At 45.7% G+C, this 24,267-nt stretch carries 19 protein-coding genes; 9 read left to right on the top strand and 10 right to left on the bottom strand.

What is annotated here, in order from left to right; translation table 11 throughout:
• Positions 1–78: 78 nt before the first annotated feature.
• From P0M28_RS01925 to P0M28_RS01905, 5 genes are all read left to right on the top strand, one after another.
• The gene (locus P0M28_RS01925) at positions 79–3,186 is read left to right on the top strand and encodes a SusC/RagA family TonB-linked outer membrane protein (protein WP_302207733.1); all 3,108 of its coding nucleotides are present in this window, start codon (positions 79–81) and stop codon (positions 3,184–3,186) included.
• A gap of 15 nt (positions 3,187–3,201) precedes the next feature.
• Entirely contained in the window at positions 3,202–4,782 is a 1,581-nt protein-coding gene (locus P0M28_RS01920) for a RagB/SusD family nutrient uptake outer membrane protein (RefSeq protein WP_302207732.1), read from the top strand.
• An 81-nt stretch (positions 4,783–4,863) separates the two neighbouring features.
• Positions 4,864–8,478 (top strand): VCBS repeat-containing protein, encoded by a 3,615-nt coding sequence (locus P0M28_RS01915; protein ID WP_302207731.1) that lies wholly within the window; start codon positions 4,864–4,866, stop codon positions 8,476–8,478.
• A 174-nt stretch (positions 8,479–8,652) separates the two neighbouring features.
• Complete coding sequence (hslV, locus tag P0M28_RS01910) at positions 8,653–9,201, top strand: ATP-dependent protease subunit HslV (protein ID WP_302207730.1); 549 nt, start codon at positions 8,653–8,655, stop codon at positions 9,199–9,201.
• A 23-nt stretch (positions 9,202–9,224) separates the two neighbouring features.
• Positions 9,225–9,863: an NUDIX hydrolase gene (locus P0M28_RS01905; RefSeq protein WP_302207729.1), complete on the top strand. Its 639-nt coding sequence runs from the start codon at positions 9,225–9,227 to the stop codon at positions 9,861–9,863.
• 16 nt (positions 9,864–9,879) lie between these two features.
• Here the strand turns inward: P0M28_RS01905 and P0M28_RS01900 are convergent, their stop codons facing one another.
• From P0M28_RS01900 to P0M28_RS01875, 6 genes are all read right to left on the bottom strand, one after another.
• Positions 9,880–10,149: a hypothetical protein gene (locus P0M28_RS01900; RefSeq protein ID WP_302207728.1), complete on the bottom strand. Its 270-nt coding sequence runs from the start codon at positions 10,147–10,149 to the stop codon at positions 9,880–9,882.
• A 471-nt stretch (positions 10,150–10,620) separates the two neighbouring features.
• The gene (locus P0M28_RS01895; protein ID WP_302207727.1) at positions 10,621–10,827 is read right to left on the bottom strand and encodes a hypothetical protein; all 207 of its coding nucleotides are present in this window, start codon (positions 10,825–10,827) and stop codon (positions 10,621–10,623) included.
• 90 nt (positions 10,828–10,917) lie between these two features.
• Positions 10,918–13,044: a M56 family metallopeptidase gene (locus tag P0M28_RS01890; protein WP_302207726.1), complete on the bottom strand. Its 2,127-nt coding sequence runs from the start codon at positions 13,042–13,044 to the stop codon at positions 10,918–10,920.
• Positions 13,041–13,424 (bottom strand): BlaI/MecI/CopY family transcriptional regulator, encoded by a 384-nt coding sequence (locus tag P0M28_RS01885; RefSeq protein WP_302207725.1) that lies wholly within the window; start codon positions 13,422–13,424, stop codon positions 13,041–13,043. The genes P0M28_RS01890 and P0M28_RS01885 overlap by 4 nt, the downstream gene beginning before the upstream one ends.
• Positions 13,425–13,594: 170 nt before the next feature.
• The gene (locus P0M28_RS01880; RefSeq protein WP_302207724.1) at positions 13,595–13,963 is read right to left on the bottom strand and encodes a hypothetical protein; all 369 of its coding nucleotides are present in this window, start codon (positions 13,961–13,963) and stop codon (positions 13,595–13,597) included.
• A gap of 267 nt (positions 13,964–14,230) precedes the next feature.
• On the bottom strand, positions 14,231–14,371 hold the full coding sequence (locus P0M28_RS01875; RefSeq protein ID WP_302207723.1) for a hypothetical protein: 141 nt from the start codon (positions 14,369–14,371) through the stop codon (positions 14,231–14,233).
• Between the two features lie 275 nt (positions 14,372–14,646).
• On the opposite strand from P0M28_RS01875, the gene P0M28_RS01870 reads away from it, so the two are divergent.
• Positions 14,647–15,123 carry a Uma2 family endonuclease gene (locus tag P0M28_RS01870; RefSeq protein WP_302207721.1) on the top strand — a complete coding sequence of 159 codons (477 nt, stop codon included), beginning with the start codon at positions 14,647–14,649 and terminating at the stop codon, positions 15,121–15,123.
• Here P0M28_RS01870 and P0M28_RS01865 read toward each other — a convergent pair whose 3' ends face one another.
• Positions 15,124–17,646, bottom strand: coding sequence for an ABC transporter permease (locus P0M28_RS01865; RefSeq protein WP_302207720.1), 2,523 nt, complete (start codon positions 17,644–17,646; stop codon positions 15,124–15,126). It lies immediately after the preceding gene.
• Positions 17,647–17,952: 306 nt separating this feature from the next.
• On the opposite strand from P0M28_RS01865, the gene P0M28_RS01860 reads away from it, so the two are divergent.
• The 3 genes from P0M28_RS01860 (at position 17,953) to P0M28_RS01850 (ending at position 22,798) form a co-directional block, all read left to right on the top strand.
• Positions 17,953–18,927 (top strand): alpha/beta hydrolase, encoded by a 975-nt coding sequence (locus tag P0M28_RS01860; RefSeq protein ID WP_302207718.1) that lies wholly within the window; start codon positions 17,953–17,955, stop codon positions 18,925–18,927.
• Between the two features lie 309 nt (positions 18,928–19,236).
• The gene (locus P0M28_RS01855; RefSeq protein WP_302207717.1) at positions 19,237–20,145 is read left to right on the top strand and encodes an AEC family transporter; all 909 of its coding nucleotides are present in this window, start codon (positions 19,237–19,239) and stop codon (positions 20,143–20,145) included.
• 286 nt (positions 20,146–20,431) lie between these two features.
• Positions 20,432–22,798 (top strand): ABC transporter permease, encoded by a 2,367-nt coding sequence (locus tag P0M28_RS01850; protein ID WP_302207716.1) that lies wholly within the window; start codon positions 20,432–20,434, stop codon positions 22,796–22,798.
• Positions 22,799–22,976: 178 nt separating this feature from the next.
• On the opposite strand, the gene P0M28_RS01845 is transcribed toward P0M28_RS01850, so the two are convergent.
• The 3 genes from P0M28_RS01845 to P0M28_RS01835 all read right to left on the bottom strand — a co-directional run bounded on the left by P0M28_RS01845 (position 22,977) and on the right by P0M28_RS01835 (position 24,258).
• The gene (locus P0M28_RS01845) at positions 22,977–23,267 is read right to left on the bottom strand and encodes a type II toxin-antitoxin system RelE/ParE family toxin (protein ID WP_302207715.1); all 291 of its coding nucleotides are present in this window, start codon (positions 23,265–23,267) and stop codon (positions 22,977–22,979) included.
• Positions 23,254–23,505 (bottom strand): ribbon-helix-helix domain-containing protein, encoded by a 252-nt coding sequence (locus P0M28_RS01840; RefSeq protein ID WP_302207714.1) that lies wholly within the window; start codon positions 23,503–23,505, stop codon positions 23,254–23,256. The genes P0M28_RS01845 and P0M28_RS01840 overlap by 14 nt, the downstream gene beginning before the upstream one ends.
• A 261-nt stretch (positions 23,506–23,766) precedes the next feature.
• Positions 23,767–24,258 (bottom strand): retropepsin-like aspartic protease, encoded by a 492-nt coding sequence (locus P0M28_RS01835; RefSeq protein ID WP_302207713.1) that lies wholly within the window; start codon positions 24,256–24,258, stop codon positions 23,767–23,769.
• Positions 24,259–24,267 lie beyond the last annotated feature (9 nt).

Below are 24,267 nucleotides of genomic sequence, written 5' to 3'. Positions count from 1 at the left end.
CCAACCTAAACTTTTGCCTATGTAAACCATTATGAAAACCTTTCTATTATTTTTTATCTATAACCTTAACCTACAAAAATGAAACAATTGTTACTGCAAAGAGTCTGGTTAGGCAAGCTGACTGTCGTACTATGGCTATTATTAATGGGGGGGATACTTCCTTTCGCTCACGCTCAAAATACCGTAACGGGTACTGTCCTTGACGAAGAAAGCAATTCTGGATTACCCGGAGTAAACGTGCTGGCGAAAGGTACTACCATTGGTACTGTCACTGATATTGAAGGAAAGTACAGCCTAAACGTGCCCGGTAATGCTACCACGCTGGTGTTTTCTTCGGTGGGTTACCAAACTACTGAAATTGAAATCAACGGTAGAAGTACAGTTGACCTCAATTTAACCCCTGATCTGCAATCGCTGTCGGAGGTGGTTGTCGTTGGCTACGGAACAGTGAAGAAAAGCGACCTGACCGGATCAGTGGCTTCTATTGAAGGGGAATCTATCAAAGAGTTTCCAGTGGCTTCGGTAGATCAAGCCATTCAGGCCCGGGCACCGGGGGTGCAAGTTACACAAGCATCTGCAGCACCCGGTGGCGGAGTATCGGTTCGAGTGCGGGGTGCCAACTCCATCAATAGTGGTAGTGAACCACTGTATGTAGTAGATGGGTTTCCGATCTACCCTGATAATAGTGCCTATGGATTGGGTGGCGACCGACAACCATCTAACGTGATGTCTACCATTAACCCCAACGCTATTGAATCCATTGAAATATTGAAGGATGCCTCCGCTACTTCTATCTACGGTTCTCGCGGAGCGAATGGCGTGGTGCTAATTACTACCAAACGGGGTAAAGCAGGTGAAAATAAAATTGAGTACGATGGATCAGTGTCAGTTCAGACGATTGCTAACGAGGTTGACGTGCTGGATGGAAGAGGTTTTGCTACGTATCTCAATGCTTTAGAAACCAGTCAGGGTGGAGCTCCCATTTATTCTCCCGCCGAAATTGAGGCGATTGGGGCTGGAACCAACTGGTTTGATGAAGTTACCCGCAACGGACGTATTGACAACCATCAGCTAAGCTTTTCGGGAGGTAGCGAGAATGCTCGTTACGCGATTATCGGAAGCTACTTTAACAACGAAGGGATCATTAAGAATACTGATTTTACCCGCTATGGCCTCCGGCTTAATGTTGACAATAACTTAATCAATGATCGTTTGACGATGAGCTCGAGCTGGTCGTACAACCGCACCACCTCCAATAACGCTCCCACCGACCGGGGTGGCCCCGGAGGGTTACTAATCACCGCACTAGGACTTGATCCTACCATTCCGGTGAGAAATAATGATGGTACTTTTGCATTGGCCTCTTACGACGGACGGTTTTTTACCAACCCGCTGCAAGAACTGGAGTTTGTCTCGGATAGTGATATCTACAATCGTATCTTAGGGAATACGGCACTTACTTTTAACATCGCCGAAGGACTTAACTTTAGAACCAGTATCGGAGCCGATATTCTTAACGGTAGCCGGACTACCTTCTTTCCGGTAGATAACACCCGCCTTGGGCGCGACCGCTCGGGTGAGCTAACCAGAGCCGGTCGAAACTCTATCAATATCTTGAACGAGAACATTCTCTCGTATAACAAACGGTTTAACGATAGGCACAGCATAGATGTAGTGGCCGGGTACACCTTTCAAAAGGAAGTAAACGAGTTTACCAGTGCTACCAACCGAGGGTTGTCCGCTGCTACAGTAGAGCAGGCTACGCTGAGCGGAGGAACTGATATTCAGATTCCGGTGTCGGAGCGACGGGAGTGGTTACTTAAGTCAATGCTAGGTCGTATCAACTATAATTTTATGGAGCGCTACCTGCTAACGGTTTCCATGCGTCGTGATGGCTCTTCCCGCTTTGGAGCGAACAACCGCTGGGCCAATTTCCCTTCGGTAGCTTTGGGCTGGCGAGTGGTTGAGGAGGATTTCTTCAAGAATTCCTTCTTAGCCAATACGGTCAGCGATATGAAAGTGCGAACCAGTTGGGGAATTACCGGTAACTCCGAAATACCGGTGTACAACTCTCAGGCTAACCTCACGGAATACAACTACGTGTTTGGTGGTAATCTGATATTAGGACTGGCCGACGAACGGCTGGGAAACTCCGCTCTGCGGTGGGAATCTACCCAAATGTTTAACGTAGGTATGGACGTTTCATTCTTAGAAAATCGATTGAATGTAACCGCCGACTATTTTGCGAATAGTACCGAAGATTTGCTACTATTTGTATCAATACCGGCCAGCCTAGGGTTTGAATCAGTACTGAAAAATTCTGGCTCACTGCAAAACCGAGGGTTTGAACTAGGCCTGAACTACATCGCCATTGACCGTCAGGACTTGCGATGGAATATTTCCGGTAACATTTCTTTCCTCCGCAACGAGATTACCGACTTGGGTACCAGTACGCCGTTCTTCGCTAACTCAACCAGTGGCCACTTAGGGGTGGAAGGAAGCTGGGTGGAAGCTGGTAACCCGATTGGCGCATGGCGAGGATACGATTACATTGGTATCTTCCAAAGCCAGGAAGAAATTGACAACAGTCCTTCTCGCTCCGGCGATAAACCTGGTTATCCTCAGTACCGAGACGTAAACGAAGATGGTGAAATCACCCCCGACGATTTTGTTATCATTGGCGATCCCAACCCCGACTTCACCTGGGGACTTAATACTAGCCTCAACTTCAAGAACTTTGACTTTAGCTTATTCCTACGCGGGGTGCAGGGAGTGGATATAAGAAATCTCCAGCAGTCAGAAATTGGCGATGGGGTGCAGAAAATCAACCAAATTGCTAACATTTTAACTGATTCGTGGACTCCTGAGAACCCAAATGCACCTCGTCCGGTTATCGACGCCAACCGCGACTTTGCTAACTCCTTCCGGGATTCAGATTACTTTATCGAGGACGGTAGCTTTATCCGGATACAGAATGTGGCTCTTGGATACACCTTTCCGGTTTCTAAATTTATTAGCAAAGCCCGGGTGTACGTGAGCGCGCAAAACCCACTGCTTTTTACTAACTACAGTGGGTTTGATCCTGAAGTGAACAACCAAGGGCAAAATAACTTGAACCGGGGCGATGATTATGATGCGTATCCTCGGGCGCGCACCTTCACTGTCGGAATAAACTTAGGAATTTAACCAACACAATCAGATATGAAAATTATAATAGCAAAACTTGCAAGATTAGGGCTGATGGTCGCTATGCTGTTTCCGTTGGCTTGCGAAGATTTAGAAGAAAGTCCAGACTTTATCACCCAAGATAGCTTCTTCACTACCGCTGAGCAGTTAGAATTAGGGGTAAACGCGGTGTATGACGGAATAGGTGCCGGGCAAGATTGGTTTAACCACTTCTACAACCGTTACGTATTTGAGTGCCGGGTCGGTTACCAAGTAGGCTGGGAGAAGGGGCCACTGGATTTTCAAAACGGAAACGTAGATCCAGGTGACGAATATATTGCTACCTACTGGCGAATCTCCTACGAGAACATTAACCGGGCGAATGCCGTGATTGAACGAGCCGATGAGCTAAAGGAAGAAGGTGCGCCTAACACGCAATTAATTGACCGGGTAAAGGCTGAGGCCATGTTCTTGCGGGCATTCTACTACTATAACTTGGTTCGTTACTTTGATGATGTTCCGGTCACTACCCAGCAGACCATAAGTGACCAAGACTTCCCTTCTAATGAAAACGGAAAACGGCTTGCGCTTGATCTTATGCAAGGCGATTTAGCGGCGGTAGCTAGCATATTACCTGAAGCTTATACCGGAGATGATCTGGGTCGAGCTACTACTTGGGCCGCGCAAGCGTTGCTAATGAAAGTGTATCTGCTCGACGAAAAGTGGAACGAAGCCCGCACCACGGCGGAGGCTATCGTAAGCAGCGGAAGCTTTGATCTGTTTGAAGACTTTGCCCATAATTTTGCCGTAGAACACGAGAACTCCGGTGAGCGGATTTTTGAAGCCCAGGTTTCGGCGGAAGCGAACGCTGAAGAAAACAATAATCACCATGCTCACTTTGTACCGGGCGATATGCCCAACGAGATTGGTGGAGTGGGTTGGCACTGGCTTAATGGTACCCAAGCCTTCCGCATGAAGTATGATGACAATGATAAACGAATTCCCGGTACCTTTCTGGAAAGCTATCCAAGCACACGGCCTCCGCTCAATAGTGCGGGTGATCATCCGGTAGTGCGGTGGAGTGCCGATGCATCTTACAATCTAAGCCGCTTCGGAGGCATGGTTTCGGCGGATGCTGACCCTAATAACCCGGACGAATTAGTGTATTCTAGTGGCTGGGTGGCTAAGTGGGTAGAAGTAGGAATCACTGCCTTTGAGTTTACCGAAAGAAACATCGTGTATCTGCGCTACGCCGACGTGCTGCTCGGTCATTCCGAAGCGGCTAACGAAAGCGGTACAGGCGATGCCTATTTTGGAATTAATGCGGTACGACAGCGAGCTGGTCTAGAGCCACTATCGGGCTTGAGCCAGTCTGATCTACGGGATGCCATTGTGAATGAGCGGGTGCTGGAGTTTGCCTTTGAGCAAGAAACCTACCCTGAACTCAAGCGCAAAAGCACCTTCGGCGGAGAGCAAGACTACTTAGGCGACTATATTCAAGAGTTCATTGATACCTACGACGTAGATCGGGTGCTTTCCCCGCAGGATTACGTACTACCCATTCCGCTCAACGAAACGCTGGGCAACCCGAACGTAACCCAGAGTTCAGCTTACTAAATTTCAGTAAAAACAACGAACCATATTCTATTGGTAAAACCTGCTTTTAAGCGGGTTTTACTTTTTAGGTGAAACTTAACAATGCTACCCAACACTGCATTTTTACCCACTTTATTCCTCTCGCGTCTTCTTTTTCTATCTACACTGCTGGTAGGTGGAATAATGGTGAGCTGTGAACCGAAAGAGGCTTCTGAAAATCAGGAAGAGCAATCGGTATTTGAACTGTTACTACCCGAGCAAACCAGAGTAGATTTTACTAACACCGTAGAAGAGAATGAGACCTTCAATATGGTCGACTTTTTTTACGTTTACAACGGCGGCGGGGTAGCCATCGGCGATGTTAATAACGACTCACTGCCCGATTTGTTCTTCACCGGAAATATGGTTAATGATCGACTGTATATAAATAGTGGAAATACTGAAGAACTTCAATTTACTGACATCAGCCAAGGAGCTAATATCCAATCGTCCGGATGGTCTACCGGAGTAACGATGGTAGATATTAATACGGATGGGCTGCTGGATATATACGTGTGCCGTTCAGGAAATTATCCGGCTGAACAGCGAAAAAATAAGCTGCTAATCAACAACGGGATAAATCCTGAAACGGGGCAGCCGACCTTTACCGAAGCTGCCGAAGATTACGGGCTGGCCGACACTAGCTATTCTACTCAGTCGGTCTTTTTTGACTACGACCGCGACGGTGATTTGGACATGTACTTACTCAACCACACCAATGCTATTCGCAATCCTAATCAGGTGCGCCCCTTGGTAAGCGATGGAACGGGTTTGGCGAATGATCGATTGTACCGGAATAACGGTGCCGATCCTAGTCAAAACACTACGTTTACGGACGTAACGGTTGAAGCGGGAATTCTCTACGATGGTTTGGGGTTAGGCGTGAGTGTTAGCGATGTCAATAATGATGGCTGGCCGGATATTTTTGTTACCAACGATTTTGTCGCCAGTGATTATCTGTACATCAATAATCAAGATGGTACTGGGCGGCACCCTGCATTTAGTCAGCAAACCGAAAATTACTTAGGTCACGTGAGCCACTTTAGCATGGGGCACGATGTGGCCGACTTTACCAACGATGGCCTCCCTGATCTTATTACCGTAGATATGCTACCCCGGGATAATGAGCACCGAAAAAAGATGTCGGGACCAATGAACTATAATCTTTTCGAGTACACTCTCCAGCAGGGTTATATGCCGCAGTATATGCGAAATACCGTGCAGGTTAATTTGGGAAATATCGTCCACCAACAGCCCAAATTTGCCGAAGTTGGTCAGCTACTGAATATGCACGCTACCGACTGGAGCTGGTCTCCTTTGATAGCTGATTTCGATAACGATGGCTGGAAAGATATGTTCATTACCAACGGCTACCTGCGCGACATCACCGATTTGGATTTTATCAATTATACCGCCGGGATTGGAAACTCAGTTTCCCCCGACAGCCTAGATACCATTCTCAAGCAGAAAGCCCGGCAGATGCCGTCTATCAAACTGGCTAATTTTGTGTTTCAAAACAAAGGTGCACTCCGGTTTGAGGATGTCTCCCGCCAGTGGGGAATTGACCAGCCTTCGTTATCCAATGGTGCTGCTTACGGTGATTTAGACCGGGATGGCGATCTGGATTTGGTAGTAAATAATATTAACGAAGCCGCTTTCATCTACCTTAATCATACCAACAAGTTCAGTGAGAATAATTTCCTTCGAATTTGGCTGGTAGGCGACAGCTTGAACCCGAACGGCATTGGAGCGAAAGTATCAATTTACACTTCTGATAAACAGCAATTTATTGAGCAGTCGGTAAGTCGGGGGTACCAGTCCTCGATGGATTATTTGCTACATGCTGGTTTGGGCAAGCAAAATAAGGTAGATAGTATAGTAGTACAGTGGCCGGATGGAAAAATAGCCAGACAAGAATCTGTAAACGTCAATCAGGAAATTACAATTGATTATCAGGATGCAGAATTCGCGAAAAAGAATAATTTACCCATCTCAAACAGTTGGTTTTCCGAAGTAACCAAATCACTCAATATAAACTATCAGCACAAAGATCCGGAATACGATGATTTTAGCCGTCAGTATTTACTGCCCCACAAACTATCGGAACAGGGACCGGGTATTGCGGTAGGCGATGTGAACGGTGATGAACGAGAGGATTTCTTTATGGGTGGGGCATACTCCCACGCTGGATCATTTTTTCTTCAGCAGCCCGATGGCACTTTCCAAGAAAAAAAACTAAGCAGCGAAGAAAAGTACGAAGAAGATTTAGGGGTGCTATTGTTTGACTACGATGGTGATAGCGATCTTGACTTGTACATTGCCAGTGGCAGTAACGAGCATTACGAAAACTCCGAATACTACCAAGATCGTCTCTACCGCAACGATGGCCGAGGAAATTTTACGCTTACAAAAGATATGCTGCCCCTGCTTCGGTCTAGTGCTACCTGCGTACGCGCTACCGATATTGATGCCGACGGTGATCTAGATTTGTTCGTGGGTGGAGGCAGCATTCCACTCAAGTATCCGTTGCCCCCGGATAGCTATCTGCTGATAAATGAGGGTGGGGTCTTTACCGATAAAACATTAGAACAAGCCCCAGATTTACGCCGACTAGGCATGGTAAAAGATGCCCTCTGGACGGATTTTGATAATGATGCTGACGCTGATTTAATCATCGTCGGTGAGTTTATGCCGATTCAGTTTTTCCGAAACAATCAGGGTAAGCTAGAAAACGTGTCCTCTCAAACCGGGCTGAAGTACACTTCGGGCTGGTGGAATAGCATTAATGGCGGTGATTTTGATCAGGATGGTGATACGGACTATATACTGGGTAATATTGGTCTAAACACCGCTTACAAAGTTTCGCCGGATGAGCCTATGACTATTTACGCTGCCGATCTGGATCAGAATGGGTTCGTTGATCCGATTATCACGGCGTACATCAATCACCAAGAATCTCCGATACCCACCCGGGATGATCTGATTCGGCAAGTACCCGCTCTTAAAAAGAAGTTTACCAGTTACGCTAACTACGCGGAGGCGACCATTGCCGATGTGTTGACCCCAGCGGATAAAAGTCGAGCTTACACGGCCAAAGCTTTTCAGTTTGCTTCTAGCTACCTAGAGAATACAGGAAATGGTCGGTTCAAACTTACGGAGTTACCGCTTATGGCGCAATGGTCGCCAGTGTACGGAATTTTGGTGCAGGATTTTACGGCGGACGGCTTTCTGGATGTTGTACTTACTGGAAACGATTTTAGCCCGGAAACCATTACCGGACGCTACGATGCCTCCGTAGGAACGTTGCTACCGGGGGACGGAACCGGAAACTTCACCGCAGTTGCTCCTACCACCAGCGGACTTGTCGTACCAGGAAACGCTAGAGGAGTAGCTACCTTACAATTGGGCAATCAATGGGCGTACCTCTTTGCGAAGAATTCAGATTCGCTGCAAGTGTATTCAACCGCTCACGCATCCAGCCCGAAAAACTTCGTGACGATCCCGCTGAATGCGCTGAAAGCTACCGTAACTTTTGCCGATAGTTCTCAATGGGTTCAGGAGTTTTACTACGGTAGTTCCTACCTATCGCAATCCAGTCGGAAGCTGCCACTTAGCGGACAGGAAACGGAAGTGCGAGTAACGTACTTTGACGGAAAAGAGGAAGTGATTACACCATAGCGACTAAAAAAATCGCCTGACTGCTCAAAACATTTCCTGCCTTTATTCGTCAACAAGGCTAGGTTGCATTGCACAAGCCTTTTCTTAAGGGTTAGGTGTAATGGCTAATGTAAAAGCGTAGTTTCTACAGCAGCCCAGCCAATCTTCAACTTGTAATTTGCAATTTTAGAAATCATGCAAAAAATAAAATCTACTACCGTCGTTGCCATTAAGCACGGAAATCAGATAGCGATTGGAGCCGATGGGCAAGCCACGATGGGAAATACCGTAGCTAAAAGTAATGTCCGTAAAATCCGTAAGCTGCAAAATGGTAAAATTGTAACCGGGTTTGCCGGATCAACCGCCGATGCCTTCACCTTGATTGAGCGTTTTGATGAAAAGCTCAATTCTTACGGGGGTAATATAAAGCGAGCGGCCATTGAGCTAGCTAAAGACTGGCGCACCGACCGTTACCTTCGCAAGCTAGAGGCCATGATGATTGTGGCTGATGCTTCGGAGCTACTAATTCTATCAGGAACCGGCGATGTATTGGAACCCGATCATGATATTGCTACCATTGGCTCGGGCAGTATGTACGCCCAAGCAGCGGCACTAGCCCTAAAGAAGCACTCTAGCAACCTGTCTGCCGAAGAAATGGTGAAGGAAAGCCTGGGCATTGCGGCGGATATTTGCATCTACACCAACCACAACATTATTGTAGAAACCTTAGAGGCGGCTAACTAGGCGTTTCGCGAAAACAGATAGGGGTGGATTTTTCTGATGAGTTAATTTCTTCGCTGAGGGAGCGATTGCGGCAGCCTTTGCCCGGTTGGCAAGCACAGCAGCGTATGGCTACCGAACATCACCGTACTGCCCGGCTACTTCCTCTGCCAAATGCTAAGCGAGCGGGAGTGCTGATTCTTCTTTATCCCGGCTCGGAGCAAAGATTGTACTTCCCGTTAATCCAACGACCCCACTACGACGGAGCGCACAGTGGGCAAATTGCTTTTCCGGGAGGGAAGGTAGAGCCGGAGGATGCGTCAATGGTAGATACTGCATTGCGAGAAACGCGGGAAGAGATCGGAGTAGAGGTGCTCCCTGACCAAGTGCTTGGGCAGTTGTCTGATCTGTATATTCCGGTAAGTAAGTTTATAGTAAGCCCTGTGGTAGCTTTTGTGCGCGAACCCCCGACCTATCAGGCCGACCCGGTTGAAGTAGCGGCTACCTTGGATGTTTTGGCTCAATCCTTCTTGCAGCCAGAGAATAGAACGGTTAAAGAGATTCAAGTACGCGGCACAACACTACAAGCACCAGCGTATTTAGTTCAGAAACAAATTATTTGGGGAGCTACTGCCATGATACTGGCCGAGTTTTTTGCTGTGCTTCAGCAAATTGATAATCAATAGCTTCTGGAGGCTATACTTACTCGCAGTCGAGGGAGTGGAGTTGCACTGCCGACGCGTAAGCGTCAATAATTGACCGGTCTTGCGTAATGCGAACCTCACCAATGTAGTGATACTCGCTGTTGTACCAAATCTCGTAGTAGAAGTCGCCCCGATGGTATAAATTAATGCGAAATGCCTGCTTGCCCTGTTTCACAAAGCGGGTCGCAATGAAGGTACAACGGTTAAGAATGTAGCGACATTTCCTCTCGAGCGATAATTGTTCAAATCTTCGGTCCTGATGCTTCATAGTTTACTTCAATTTCCTATTCCTGAGAACCTCTCCATCTAAAGGTAAAAGATTATAGGTAGCTCTTAGTAGATGTAACGTACATAATTCAAAAATTAGTAGAAATTTGGCAAAAATGAAAAACTGAAGCAGGAAAAATCTGGAAGATTCAGAGTGTCTCTTTTCTAAGGGACGATAAATCGATAAGTGCTAAATTTTGCCAAGCTACTTTTTGTGAATCAACGCAAAACATAGGAGGATAGTTGGGCTGCGAAACTATTTTTAAGGCAGAATTGCTGAAAAATAGGAAGATGGAAATGATAGACTACGGTTCGTTGTGCGAGTGTTTCACCGTTCCTAACCTGAAAAAATCTGCTCGTATTCAAATAGCTAGATCTGCCGGATAGGGCAAACTACAGACTAGCTAGTTAGCGTTTTTCAGATCAAACTGAAATTAAGCTTGGTGTTTTATCAAGTTTGATTTTAAATGTATCAGTAATCCGACTTCTTATTGTTGAAGTCTTTTGTAAAGTCATCGGTTCCTCTCGTGCCGTATACGCCCGTAGTGTTACCTCCGCCTAGTCTAGTGTCCGTCTGCTGGGGCGTGAGATCGCTTTGTATTCCCGTCATAGAATAATCGCGATGACGGTGGGGGAGAATTAGTTGTGGTGTGCCGTCATGGAATGATTGCGGTGACATTTTTGGTACCCAGGCAGAATACCCGCACCAAACGCAAGCAGTGTTATCCGCGTGGCAGTCGCCTCAATTCCAAACGTGGCAGAGCACTAGCTAATTTAGATTAGATTTCTGCCTAATCTCTTCTTGCAATTTTTCTTGTTGCTGGCGTAGCTGTTCTTCCTGACGTTCCAGGGTGCGTACGCGCTCTTCATAACGTTTTTGCATTTCTTGTTGACGTTCTTCAAAGCGTTGCTGGATTTCTTGCTGCCGAGCTTCCCAGGCTTCCATTCTTTTCTGCCAGGCGGCTAACCGCTCTTCGTGTTGCTTATCCCGTAACTGTAGCTGCATCTCGTGGCGTTGCTGCTGTGCTTCTAATGAGCGTCGTTGAGCTTCTAGCACTTTTTCGTGCCATGTATCGGAAGGCTGCAAGTTAGCTAGTGCTTCTTGGGCGGCTCGGAGATTATCCATTCGGGCAGAGTCGCTGAACCATCCCCCTTGGGTACCTAAAGAATCGAGCTGGGCGAGGGTTCTATCAAGAGTTCTTTCTATAGTACGAAAACGATGTGGGGCAGAATTGTACAGCAGGGCATGAGGTGGTTTGGGAGCATTTAGAAAAGTGCCATTCCCTGTAGAATCGCTCAACAATTGCTTTAATTGCTCCATGTGCGGAAAATTATCAGGCTCTGGTGTGGTATCGTAGAAATGAAAGTTGAATTTATGATTTTCACTTAGCACTGAATCAATAACCACCTCAATATCTTTTAGCACATCTAAATCCAAATCAATATTCTCATCAATATCAAGATCGATGTTTGGCGGTAGAATAGCGTTCGGTGGTAAAATGATTGTTTTGGGTAGAGAGTCCAGCGATAGTATGTGCATTCCTGGTGATGAAAAAGCGTAAGTTGATGACAATGAGTCAACCTTAAAAATTTGGGTTAGTGAGTCTACTTCAAACCTATCTGTGTCGGGCACAAAATAAAAGCGGTAGGCATTACGCTTAGTATTTTCCTTGTTGCTAGCAACTATTGTATCCTGCTCGGCAGGAATGGTATCTAGTACGCTATTTTCCTCTTTCAGCCAGTCGGGCAAAGCGGGCTGCCAAGGCGAATCGAGCTGTGGCTGGGTTGGTTCAGTGGAGGGTGATGGTAATCCGGGAATCAATCCGGAGTAGATAGGCGAGCTACCGGCTGAGGAGTTGGTAGTAGGCGGATTAAATTGATAGCTCATAACCAAGACAGCAGCCAACGCCGCAGTTACCATAATCGGAACTACCGAAGGTTTGGTAGAGGAAGCATTCGGCTGGATCAACCGTTCAATACGGGCCAATAATCCGCTGCCAGAACGCGATAATGCCAAAGCAAAAGCTGAGGTATTATTGGGCAGACTTTCTAATTGGGCGAGTGCTTTAGTGTACACCAGCGCACTGCCACAGGTGGCTACGGCCAAATCGTCGCAGCATTTTTCCCGCTCATCACGCATTACCTGCGAAATCCACCACAAAGCCGGATGATAAAATAGAATAATTTCTACCACCGTTTGCAGCCAGTTTACGGTATCATCCCAACGACGGATATGAGCCAATTCATGCGCCAAAATAGCTTCGAGCTGCTCCGGGCTTAGCTGAGAGAACGCGCTAACTGGTAGCAAAATAACTGGCTTCAGCAGACCAGCAACAAACGGACTACGAACGTAGGGTGAAACCCGGACTACCAGTTTTCGGCGAATGCCTAAAGTCTGGGTTAGCCGGGTTACAGTATTTTGCCACTGAGCACTAAGTGGCTGCGTATTACGATGAGTGAGGCGATGGAGGTAAATCATTCGTCCGGTGCCTCGCACTAGGAAAAATAGCACTCCGCTGAACCAAATCACGAGAATACCCGAGAAATGAGGGGTAAGCCATTGCCGGAGCTGATCGCTCAACTGTAGAATGAAGGATGGCGTAGAGTCAGAAACTGCTAGCTCATCGTTGAAGGCCGAAGGCTCAACCAAATTTTCAATCAGAGCAGTATAATCACCTTTTTCAGTTGGCTCGTGTACGTAAAACCCGGTAACTCCCAGAGCGACTATCGTTGCGAGAAGTGTAGCTACTGATAGAAGATAGCGGGCTTTTGCTCTTCTGTTTGGAATGATCGCTAGCAGCAATCGTAGACCCAGAGCGATTAGGGTGATAATCCAGAGGCTATGCACTAATGTCCAGCCTAGGGTTTGTATCCAGGTGTCGGGTAGCCAACTCATGATTTTCCTCCTTCCAGTTTTTTAATAAGTTCTTTAATTTGATCTAACTCTTCCTTCGATGTTTTACGATGACCTAGTGCTTGCAGTACCATCCGCCCGGCAGAGCCACCAAAGGCCGTTTCCAGCAGACGGTCTAGGAGTAGCTTTTGGGTTTTTTCTTGGGGCACGTTGGCCGCATAAATATGGCTCTTAGCCGACTCATCGCGAACTAATAAGCCCTTTTGAACCATATTTTGCATGTTTTTTAGCGTAGTCGTGTAACCGATGTCTCGCTGCTGAGCCAGCTCATCGTGAACCAAGCGAACGGTAGTAGGTCCAAGCTGATACACTATCTGAAGAATTTCCAGTTCAGCCTCAGTAGGTTTAGGAGGGATTTTCATAATCTACGAAATTTATCGTACTCCAAGTATATACGAAAGAAATCGTACATCCAAATTTGCCTACGATTTTTTTCGTAGATCTTTCAAGATACGAATAAGGTAGCAAGAAGGTAGGCTAGATTTTATTGGCTCGGTTACCAAATCTGGATTCCAGTTTCCGCGCTCCGTTTTTAGTCTCTTCGCAGAAAAGCAATTAAGTTGTTAGCTTCATCCGGGGCGGAAATAGCCGTAAGGTGAGGGAAGCTGGAAAACGCTTCGGCGCTTTGGTTGATACTGCGAATATCGGCTGAGTCTTGAGCATTGAACAGCCAGAGAGCTACAAAGTTTTCATTGCCCTGCTGAAGGCGAGCTCCAACTAAGGTAAATTCCTGGTGGTTTTTCACCTTCTGGGCGACCATATTTGTGGGTATTACATCTTTCGACAAATTAAAGCTGACCGACTGAATTTGGTAATCAGTAGGGCTAATAATTTCGGAAGAATCGAAGGAGTGGCAAGCACTGAGTAGGGCAAGAGTAGGAAGAAATAGTAGATAGCGCATTTTTGGGAACTATGTGGTTTGTTAACAATAACGAGCAAATTCTGCTCTAGTTGCTTTCCATCTGACGATACCCTACTTGTTTTCAATCTCACCTATTGTAAGCTCTGTTCATTTCGTAAAGCATCCGCTGGGTTAGCCAAAGTCGCTCAGATGGTTTGAACGCTGATTGTTATAGTAAAGCAATCAGTAGTATGCTGCCTCCTCGCTAGGGCCAATACCGACCAGCTAAACTGAATGTGGCACTCAAAATCCTCTAGCTGTTTTGTATCAAATCCAGGTGAGCGGAATGGCAAACAGCATTGCAAGCATTACCATTTTCCACGTAAGAGCTAGTGGTTCAAGATTGCGGTTATCTTCACCTTTGCGAATCAGTTTCCGGTAGGTAATGGTAAGATAGTTCTTGAACATAATGACGGATGATTGGTGATGAATGAATAATGTCACTACAGAGTGAAGACACAAGTTTTATCACTCATTAATCATTATTCACTATTCATTTGACAATACTGTGCCAAGTGGTCTGGATAGTTATAGAGGTGTTTTAACTAGCTCGACTATTTCATTCTGATACAGTATACTGTTCGGTAACGAACGGCAAAGTGGGGTGAACTTTTCCCCAATAAAATATCTTATTGCTTCTTTACTATTTATATAGATTGTATTTTTACTTAAAGCTAAGTGGTATGTCAAATTCTACCGAGACTCTTTCTGAATACGAACTTGAACGGGGTAAGCCAATGCCTAGCACAATACATTCTTTGGTACAAGGGAATCTGGTTTATCTTTTAAAGGCTAATTATAATAAAACCTATCATATCCTACCCGAACTTAGCTTAGATACGCCTGAAAAACCCTCGGTGCCCGATATAGCCATTTACCCTAAGTTCGAGATAGATTGGCGTAACGATACTATCAAGCGAAACGATGTGCCCCTAGCTACCGTTGAAATTCTTTCGCCCACTCAAAGCCTAGACGAGTTAGTGGAAAAAGCCCACCGCTACTTTCAGTCTGGGGTTTCTTCATGCTGGATTGTGTTGCCTAGTATGAAGGCAATTGCCGTATACACTTCGGCAGATACTTACAACTTCTTTAATGAGACCGATACGTTGCTGGATAGTCCTCTTAGTGTAAAATTAGCCGTAGCGGATGTTTTCAAGTAGCTACTCATTTCGCAACGAGTCTGCTGGGTTGGCCAAAGCTGCTCGGATGGTTTGAACGCTGACGGTGAGTAGCGCAATAACTAAAACAGCTAATAACGGTAGCAAAAACATCCACCAGTGAATGTCTACCCGAAAGGCGTAATTCTCTAGCCACTGTCGGGTGGCCCAGTAGGCGAGGGGTAACGCCAAAACGCTGGAGATCAGTACGAGCCTTATGAAGTCTCGAGAAAGCAGAGCAACAACACTTTGTACCGAAGCCCCCAGTACCTTACGCACTCCTATCTCCTTGGTCTTTTGCACAGCGGCGTACGAAGACAATCCAAACAGCCCCATACAAGCAATAAAGATGACTAGCCCAGAGAACAAGTTGAACAATAGATGAAATTGCTGGTCGGCTTGGTATTGCTGATTGAACCGATCATCCAAAAAGAAGTACTGAAAGGGTTCATCGGGATAAAATACTTTCCACTGCTGTTCAGCGTAAGCAATGATTTCATCAATACGTACCACAGAATTATCAGAGGCTTGTATATCCAACGTAACGTATTCCCAACCGGTGGGCTGGAGGTAGAAAATAATGGGTTCAAAGCTACTCTTTAGCGATTTATGGTGATAGTCTTTTACTACTCCCACAATCTGTTTCACTCCGCCAAATACGAATATTTGTTGATCAATCGCTTCTTCTGCCGACGGAAAGCCTAATTTTTTCACTGCTGTTTCGTTTACCATCACCGAATGATCATTGGTACCAAAGTCCGGAGCATTCTCGTTATTTTGAATAATCTCCGCATTGCTCACGGGTTGGTCTTCGTCAAAGTACCTTCCGGTAACCAACTGCAAGTCAAACGTAGCCATGTAATCGTAGTCTACTCCCATCACGTGGTAAAACTTAGCCTCTTCAGGCTTGCCACGTTGCCGAACGTAGTTATTACCCCTGATCTCAGTAGCGGGTACGTTACGAGAAAAAGTAGCGTGTTTGACTAAGCTATGCCTTTTCAACGCTGTTTTGTAGGCAATTGAATTAGCTCTAAACTCTTCTACATTATCTACCGAGTGAGGCCCTTCAATCACCAGTTTTTGCTTAATATTGACTCCTAACTCATAATCTCGCATAAACGATAGCTGTTGACTCACCACAAAGACAATGATAATGAACACCGAAGCGGTAGCGAACTGAAAGACCACCAGTCCCTTTCTTAATCGTCCGCTTTTCCTGTTCTGAGTAAGCTTGCCTCGGAGTACCTTGGCGGGATGGTAGGCCGAAAGCACCGCGGCCGGGTACAAACCACTGAGTACAGTACCGACTATAAATAGTCCTCCCATTGCTACGATACCTATCCCTTGCGTAAGTAGCGTACGATCTATCGTAACTCCGGCAAACTGTTCAAAGTAAGGCAGACTCAGTTGAAACAGGGTGAACGCCACTAATATTCCTACTCCATTTAGCAGTGCTGACTCTAGCAAATACTGCTTAATCAATTGTTTCCTTTTCGCTCCCAGCACCTTCCGTAGCCCTACTTCCTTGCTCCGTTCAATTGCTTTTACCACCGAAAGGTTAACGAAATTCACCCAAGCAATAATTAAAATGCAAAGGGCGACGATCAACAGTACGTAGACGGTGCGGATATTTCCTCCGGCTTCCAGTTCATTCATTAGCGCAGAGCGTAAATGAATTTCCTCAAGGGGTTGTAAGGCAGTACGGAAAGTAAATCCTTGTTCGCTTCGGCTGGGAGTACGCTGGCTAACGATAGGGGCAAACGCTTCTTCCAATTGCTGCGGATCTTTCCCCGGGTTTAGCACCAAATAAGTGTAAACCTCACTCCAATACCAACTCTCTTCCGCTTCGTAGTAATAATCAGCATCACCATCTCGCCAAGAATGCATTGTAGGGTAAGATACCAAAAAGTCAAAAGTAAAATGAGCGTTACTGGGCGGGTCAGCGACTACTCCGATAATCAATAGTTCGGCTTCACCAAAATAGGTTCGGGATTGTAGGGTTTTACCAATTGGGTTTACTTCCTGCCAGTCTTCTCCAAAGTACTTCTTGGCTACTGAACGAGTAATAACTACCGTATTGGGATTGGCTAACGTTTGGGTAACATTTCCCACCAATAACGGGAAAGAAAATACATCAAAGAAAGAAGCATCTGCGTAGTACACCCGTTCTTCATCGAAATATTCGGGTTGCTCGGTATCAACCTTGGCGAAAACACCGGGTTGGTGGTGTATTCTAACGAAAGATTCTACCATTTCCGGAAAGTTCTCCCGAAGTTCTCGGCCAATGGTGGGAAACGTTCGGGCTGATTTAACATCCAGCGTGCCTTCTTTGTACTGATATCGGACCGCCCGATAAATCCGGTCGCTCTTTGCGTGGAACTTATCATAGCTCAACTCGAAGCTAACGTATTGTAGAATAAGCAGGCAAGCCGCCATGCCAATGGCTAGTCCCAGGATATTAATTAGGCTAAAAATCTTATTCTTCAATAAGTTGCGGTAGGCGATTTTTAGATAGCTTTTGAACATAATGTTTGATGATTGATAAATAATGAATAATGCCACTATAGAATGGAGGAATGAGCTTCATTAATCATTATTCACTATTCATTACATTGAGAATAGTGTGCCAAGCGGTCTCAACGGCCCTGAGGGAACTTTGAACTAGTTACCTGTTTCATTCTGGCACAGTCCCTGTTCGACATCGGACAAATGAATAATCTGAAAACTATTATTACCGAAAGGTAAGATGAAATACGAAAGGCATGAGTTAAGAAGGTGCGACGACAGGTTCTGGATAATATCCTATCTTAGAAACCGAATAAACTAAACACCATGCACCAATCTATAATCGCAACCTTTCTGTCACTATTCGTTAGCTTAATAATGGGTGGAGTAAGTTTTGCCCAGGAACGCTACCTTGATAGCCTGTTTTCCGTTCAGATGGAAACCTTTACCTACGTCCAACAGCCCAATGAGCCACTGGATTTAGATATTTACACTCCCCAAAACGACTCAGAAACTCAACGGCCTTTGCTACTGTATGTTCACGGTGGTGGCTTCTCCGGTGGGCAGCGCAATGGGGAGCGGGCGGATCGTTTTTTTCGTCAGTTAGCTCAGAAAGGCTACGTGGTGGCTACCATCAGTTACACCCTCACCATGAAGGGACAGTCTTTCAGTTGCGATCAGCCTACCCCTAATAAAATCAATACATTTCGGGTGGCAGGAAACGACATTGCTCGGGCTACTCAATTTCTAAATAGCCAATCGGCTAAACTGGGCATTGACACTACCCAAATTGTACTAGCCGGAAGCAGTGCTGGAGCCGAAGCCGTATTGCACGCAGCTTATTGGCCAGAAACTCACATAGTGGAAGAGGGGGCGCTACTTTCCGAAAATTTTCGCTATGCCGGAGTCATTAGCATGGCGGGTGCTCTGGTATCGCTAGACTGGGTGACGGCCGAATCGGCTGTTCCTACTCAGTTTTTTCACGGCACTTGCGATAATCTGGTGCCCTACGGAGAAGCACCACACCATTACTGCTCAGTAGGCGAACCGGGTTATATGCCGCTTTACGGAGCGGAAGCTATTGCGGGTAAACTACGAGAACTAGGTAAACCATATTATCTGTATACAGTTTGTCGCGGTCGGCACGAGTGGGCTGGGCGACCGCTAGCTAATAATGTGGCCGAAATTACCGACTTTCTTTATCATGATGTATTGCATCAGCAAAAGCGACAGTTACACACCATTCATGCTTCCGCAGGCGATGATTGTCCTGACTATCCTAAGTTTAATTATTGTGAGTAGAGATAGTGCTATGGTGCGAAAGTGTTAGAGCGTGTTTGGATTTTATTTTTAGAATTTATTATGAGGTGTTTTTCGGACAGACGAGACTCTTTTTGAGGAGGATAGCCTAAGCTATCGTCCGAAAAAAAGGCGAAGTATGGGCGGAAAACAGCCATCAGAAAACTAAAGGATAAAGTTCAAACACGCTCTTATAGTTCGTAGTAAAGGGGTGTTATAGGAACTAGTTGCTTAGCATTATACAAACACTATAACACTCAGTACTTTAACACCCTAGCACTATAACACCACAACACGCTAACACTTTAACACATGAGCATCGCTTTACTTCCGGTTTTTGGTGTGGTAGTGATTGGCTTGGGGCTACGGCGAATAAAATTTCCGGGTGATGCGTTCTGGCCGTATTCCGACCGTTTGACCTACTTCGTGCTATTTCCGGCCTTGCTCATTAACAAGCTGGCTACTGCTAATCTCAACCGTCCCGAATTACTTCCGATGCTGGGAGTGTTATGCTTGTCTATCGTTGTAATTTCGGTAGTGGTCTGGCTGGTAAGGCCGCTTATGCCAGGAAGTAATGCGAGTTATACCTCGGTGCTACAGGGCAGTATTCGCCCGAATACCTACATTGGCTTGGCGGGTGCTTCAACGCTTCTGGGGACCGATGGTCTAGCCCTGTTGGCAGTAGCTTTGGCGATTGTAATACCACTGGTGAATGTAATTAGCGTACTAGGCTTTGCCCGCTGGGTACCTCGCAATTCACCCAATATTGCTCGGGTGGTGCGTAGTATTCTGACGAACCCACTCATCGTAGCCTGTGTTGTAGGGTTGTTACTTAACTTTAGTGGTATTGGTCTTCCGTTGGGGTTATCGTCAATCACCACCATTATGGGGCAGGCAGCCTTACCAATGGGCTTATTATCCGTGGGAGCTGGGCTACAAGTACGAACATTGGGGCAGCACTGGCAATTATTGACCGTGAGCAGTCTGCTAAAACTGGTGGTACTGCCGTTACTGGCTTTCGGATTGGGTACTTTCTTCTCGGTTGATAGGTTAGCCTTATCCGTAGCAGTGCTGTACACTTGCTTACCCTGCTCAGTATCATCGTACACCTTAGCTGCCGAATTAGGCGGAGACAAAACCTTAATTGCGGCTATCATCACTATTCAGACGCTATTAGCGATGCTTAGCATTCCGCTCTTGCTTGAGGCAACCGTACTGTAATAATGTGAATCAGATTGTAGAGTCATATTCTTCTGTACTTTTTTCTCACCCTACGTAATGCGGATTTTATTAAAATTCAAATTGTTCACTTCTGAGCAATATTGTTCGTTAGTGAACAGTCATCTTACCCATAAACCGTGTTTACCAACCATAATCGCCGATTTTAGCTTTGGCACACTATTATCAATGAACAGTTAGCAGTGAGCAATTAGAAAAGGAAAGACACTCTTCAACTCTTTCAGTTTGATTGCTCATTGTTCATTGCAAACTGCTAACTGAACTAGCTATGTTCAAGAACTACCTCCGAATTGCCATCCGTAACCTGTTTAAGAACAAGGTTTATTCGTTCATCAACATTTTTGGTCTGGCTATTGGGCTTACCTGTAGCATTCTGATTTTGCTGTGGGTGCAAGACGAAACATCGTACGACTCTTTTCATCCAAAAGCTGACCGCCTGTACCAGGTTTGGTTACAAGCCCAGTGGGATGAGGATATTGGCTCCCAAGTAGCACTCCCGTTACCTACCTACGAAGCCCTTAAAAGTGCCAATAGCCACATTGAGCGAGTGGCTGTCTCGAATTGGGGTGGTAACCACTTACTTGCGGTTGGTGAAGATGCCATAGTTAAAGAAGGCTTCTTTGTTAGCGAAGAATTTTTAGAGATGTTTGAATTTCCGTTGGTGCAGGGTGGCGAACGCGGTACACTGCTTGATGATCCTTCGTCTATTGTCATTACTGAGTCCGCTGCTAAGGCATTATTTGATAAAGAGGATCCAATAGGAAAAGTGGTGCGGGTAGATGATAAACACGAGTTGCAGGTAATGGGAGTATTAGAGGACATTCCTAGTAACTCCTCTTTTGAATTTGACTTCTTATTGCCCTGGAAACTAAACGCTACTTTCGATTATGTTAAACGCTATCATGAGGAAAACTGGGACAACCACTCTTGGCAAGTATACGCCGAGCTAACCGATCCTACTCATCAGGCTGAGGTAGAGAATAGTATCCGCGATATTGTACACGAAAATGGTAATATGGACTTTAAGCGGGAGCTGTTTTTATATCCACTGGCTCGCTGGCGACTTCATTCTAACTTCGAGGATGGCAAAGAAGAAGGGGGAATGATAGAATATGTGCAGCTATTCACCGCAATTGCTATTTTTATCTTGGTGATTGCCTGCATCAATTTTATGAATCTGGCTACCGCCCGCTCAGAAGGACGCGCTCGGGAGGTGGGCATCCGTAAAAGTGTGGGTTCGCATCGGCGGGAGTTGATTCTACAGTTTATGGGTGAAGCAATCTTCATCTCATTATTAGCGTTTCTGATTGCGATACTTTTTACGGAACTGGCTTTGCCATTTTACAATAATCTAGTGGATAAAGAGCTTTTTATCAATTTTTCTACTTGGCAATTTTGGATAGCGAGTTTAGTAGTAGTGTTGTTCACCGGGCTTATTGCCGGTAGCTACCCAGCGTTATATTTGTCATCGTTTCAACCGGCTCGGGTGCTAAAAGGCACGATAAAGGCCGGAAAAGGAGCCAGTACTCCACGCAAAGTGCTAGTAACTCTTCAGTTTGGTTTCTCAATTTTACTAATTATCGGAGCCGTGGTCATTTACCAGCAAATACGTCTGGTGCAAAACCGTGAACTTGGGTACAGCCAGGAGAACCTCATTTTTGTAGAGGGAACCGATGATCTGAAAAAGAACTACGAAGTGCTGAAAAACGAATTATTACAGTCGGGGTTAGTCACTAGTATGACCCGCTCTAACAGTCCAATTACCGATGTGTACTCTAACAACTTTCTGGGTTGGCCCGGAAAACCCGAAGAACAACGGGTAATTTTCTCCACTATTGTAGCGGGCTACGACTATACCAAAACAATGGGCATTGATGTGCTGGAAGGCCGGGATTTTTCGGAAGACTTCGCTAGTGATACTGCCGCTATTCTGGTGAATAAAGCCGGGGCGGATATTATGCAACTCGATGACCCTATCGGAACCCAGCTTGAATTTGGCGGAGAGAAGAGAACACTCATCGGTATTGTAGATGATGTACTAATGGGATCTCCCCATCAGCCAATAGAACCCATGATGATACTTATGGGTGACTGGGGTGGGGGCTACTCCCTACGGCTTGATAAAACGAATAATCTTCCCGGAGCCCTGACCCAGGTTGAAGATATTTTTAACAAGCACAACCCTGCGTATCCGTTTAAGTACGAATTTGCCGACGTAGAATTCCAGAAGAAGTACACTATCATCAATCTGACGAAAAGTTTAGCCAATTTATTTACGGTATTGGCATTAGTTATTACCGGTTTAGGCTTATTCGGACTAGCCTCGTATACTGCCGAGCAGCGCACGAAGGAAATCGGAATCCGGAAGGTGCTGGGGGCTTCGGTGACTAGCATTATATCACTGATGTCGAGAGACTTCTCTCGCCTAGTGATTATCGCCTTCGTGATCTCCGCCCCAATAGCTTGGTGGGCCTTAAGCCAATATCTTGAGCGGTACACCGTTCGTACTGACATCCACTGGTGGATATTTCCGCTTACTGGCTTAGCTGCTCTGATCTTCGCACTAGCATTCGTAGTTACTCAAGCACTTCGGGCCGCTCGTACTAATCCCGCTAAAGCATTGCGAAGTGAATAGCTTGAGTTGCTGTAGCTAGTATAGTTTCAGTTTCTTTTAAGCGATCTGCATTTCAGGAAGAACAAAATGCTGTAAGAAAAGTAGCTCTGTTTCTTCAATCTCGATGCCTGTGCGCCGAAGAAACCGTAAGTCATTACATCTAAGACGGTGAAGCCTGCGATAGGCAAAGCCCCTTACTCTACTGGAGCTTATCTGGTAAGTTTTGAGCACGAATGATCGTCATAATTTCAACATCGTTACCTATTATACGATAAAAAATACTGTGCTCACCGTAAACACAACGGCGGTAGGTTTTACGAATATAATCAACCGCCTGATAGAAATTAGGATTTTCGGCGATATATTGGAATTTGTCCATCAGACCATCATAATATTCATCGGCTTGGGTTTGCCCATGCTGGGTGACACCATAGCGATAAATATCCCGAAGATCGTCTCTTGCTTCTTCAGTTAGCTTATAAGATGCCATCGATCCGCAGTTCTTTTCGAACTTCTTCTCGGATTTGCTCAGGCGTTTGATCAGTGAAACCGCGCTGCTCGGCTCTGATTAACTTGGAGCGAATAATTTCAATTTGTTCCTGTTCGCGGCGAGCTTGGCGAATGAGGTCATTCACCACATCGCTTTTAGATTTATACTCTTGGCTATCTACTTGCGCGTTCAGCCAGTCGTCATTGGGTTTTGTAAAAGATATACTTAATCGTGACATAGTTTCAATATTACACCAAAACTACATCAAATACAACGCCATTTTACTATCTTTTGCTCGGTGGATCATAAATTAGTATCCAGAATGGTACACCGTTCGTACTGACATTCACTGGTGGATATTTCCGCTTACTAGCTTAGCTGCTCTGATCTTCGCACTAGCATTCGTAGTTACTCAAGTACTTCAAGCGGCTCGAGCGAATCCAGCCAAGGCACTGCGAAGTGAGTAGTTAATACTACGTCTTTCGCTATTCCAGCCTAATTATTTGGAGGAGGGTAACTTCATTTTGACCTTCTTATGGTGATAGTCAATTACGAAACCATGCAGTCGGAGTGCTTTGCAGCCAATGATACCGCTAATTCTCACGGTTGAGCCGGTATGCAAAGTACGGATGATATTGGATAAGTCTACCGCAATATAATCGTCAATAATTTTCTGGGAACCTATCTCTAAATTCATACCGTACACTCCTACTAACCCCTTGACACTTGCTCCCAATCCGGTGACACGAAACCCTTGCCTGGAGTGTCGGGTATGGTAGGAAAAACCGTAACGTTTAGCGTCATTAATGTGAATCAGGCTTACATCCGCTCCAGTATCTAGCAAAAAGAAAGCTTCCTTGCCGTTGATGGTACCTTTCACAATTGGTTGATCGCGCATAGTATGAATGTCAATGTATTCGTACCTATCTTGAGCATAAACGGCCGTATTGGTACTTAATAGAAAGCTGATAATGATGAGGATCAACCGCATACGTAAATT

Origin of the sequence: Tunicatimonas pelagia, from assembly GCF_030506325.1 — a bacterium.
Taxonomy (GTDB): Bacteria; Bacteroidota; Bacteroidia; order Cytophagales; family Cyclobacteriaceae; genus Tunicatimonas; species Tunicatimonas pelagia.
Note: the sequence above shows the minus strand (reverse complement) of the source record. Positions and strands in the feature narration are given on the sequence as shown.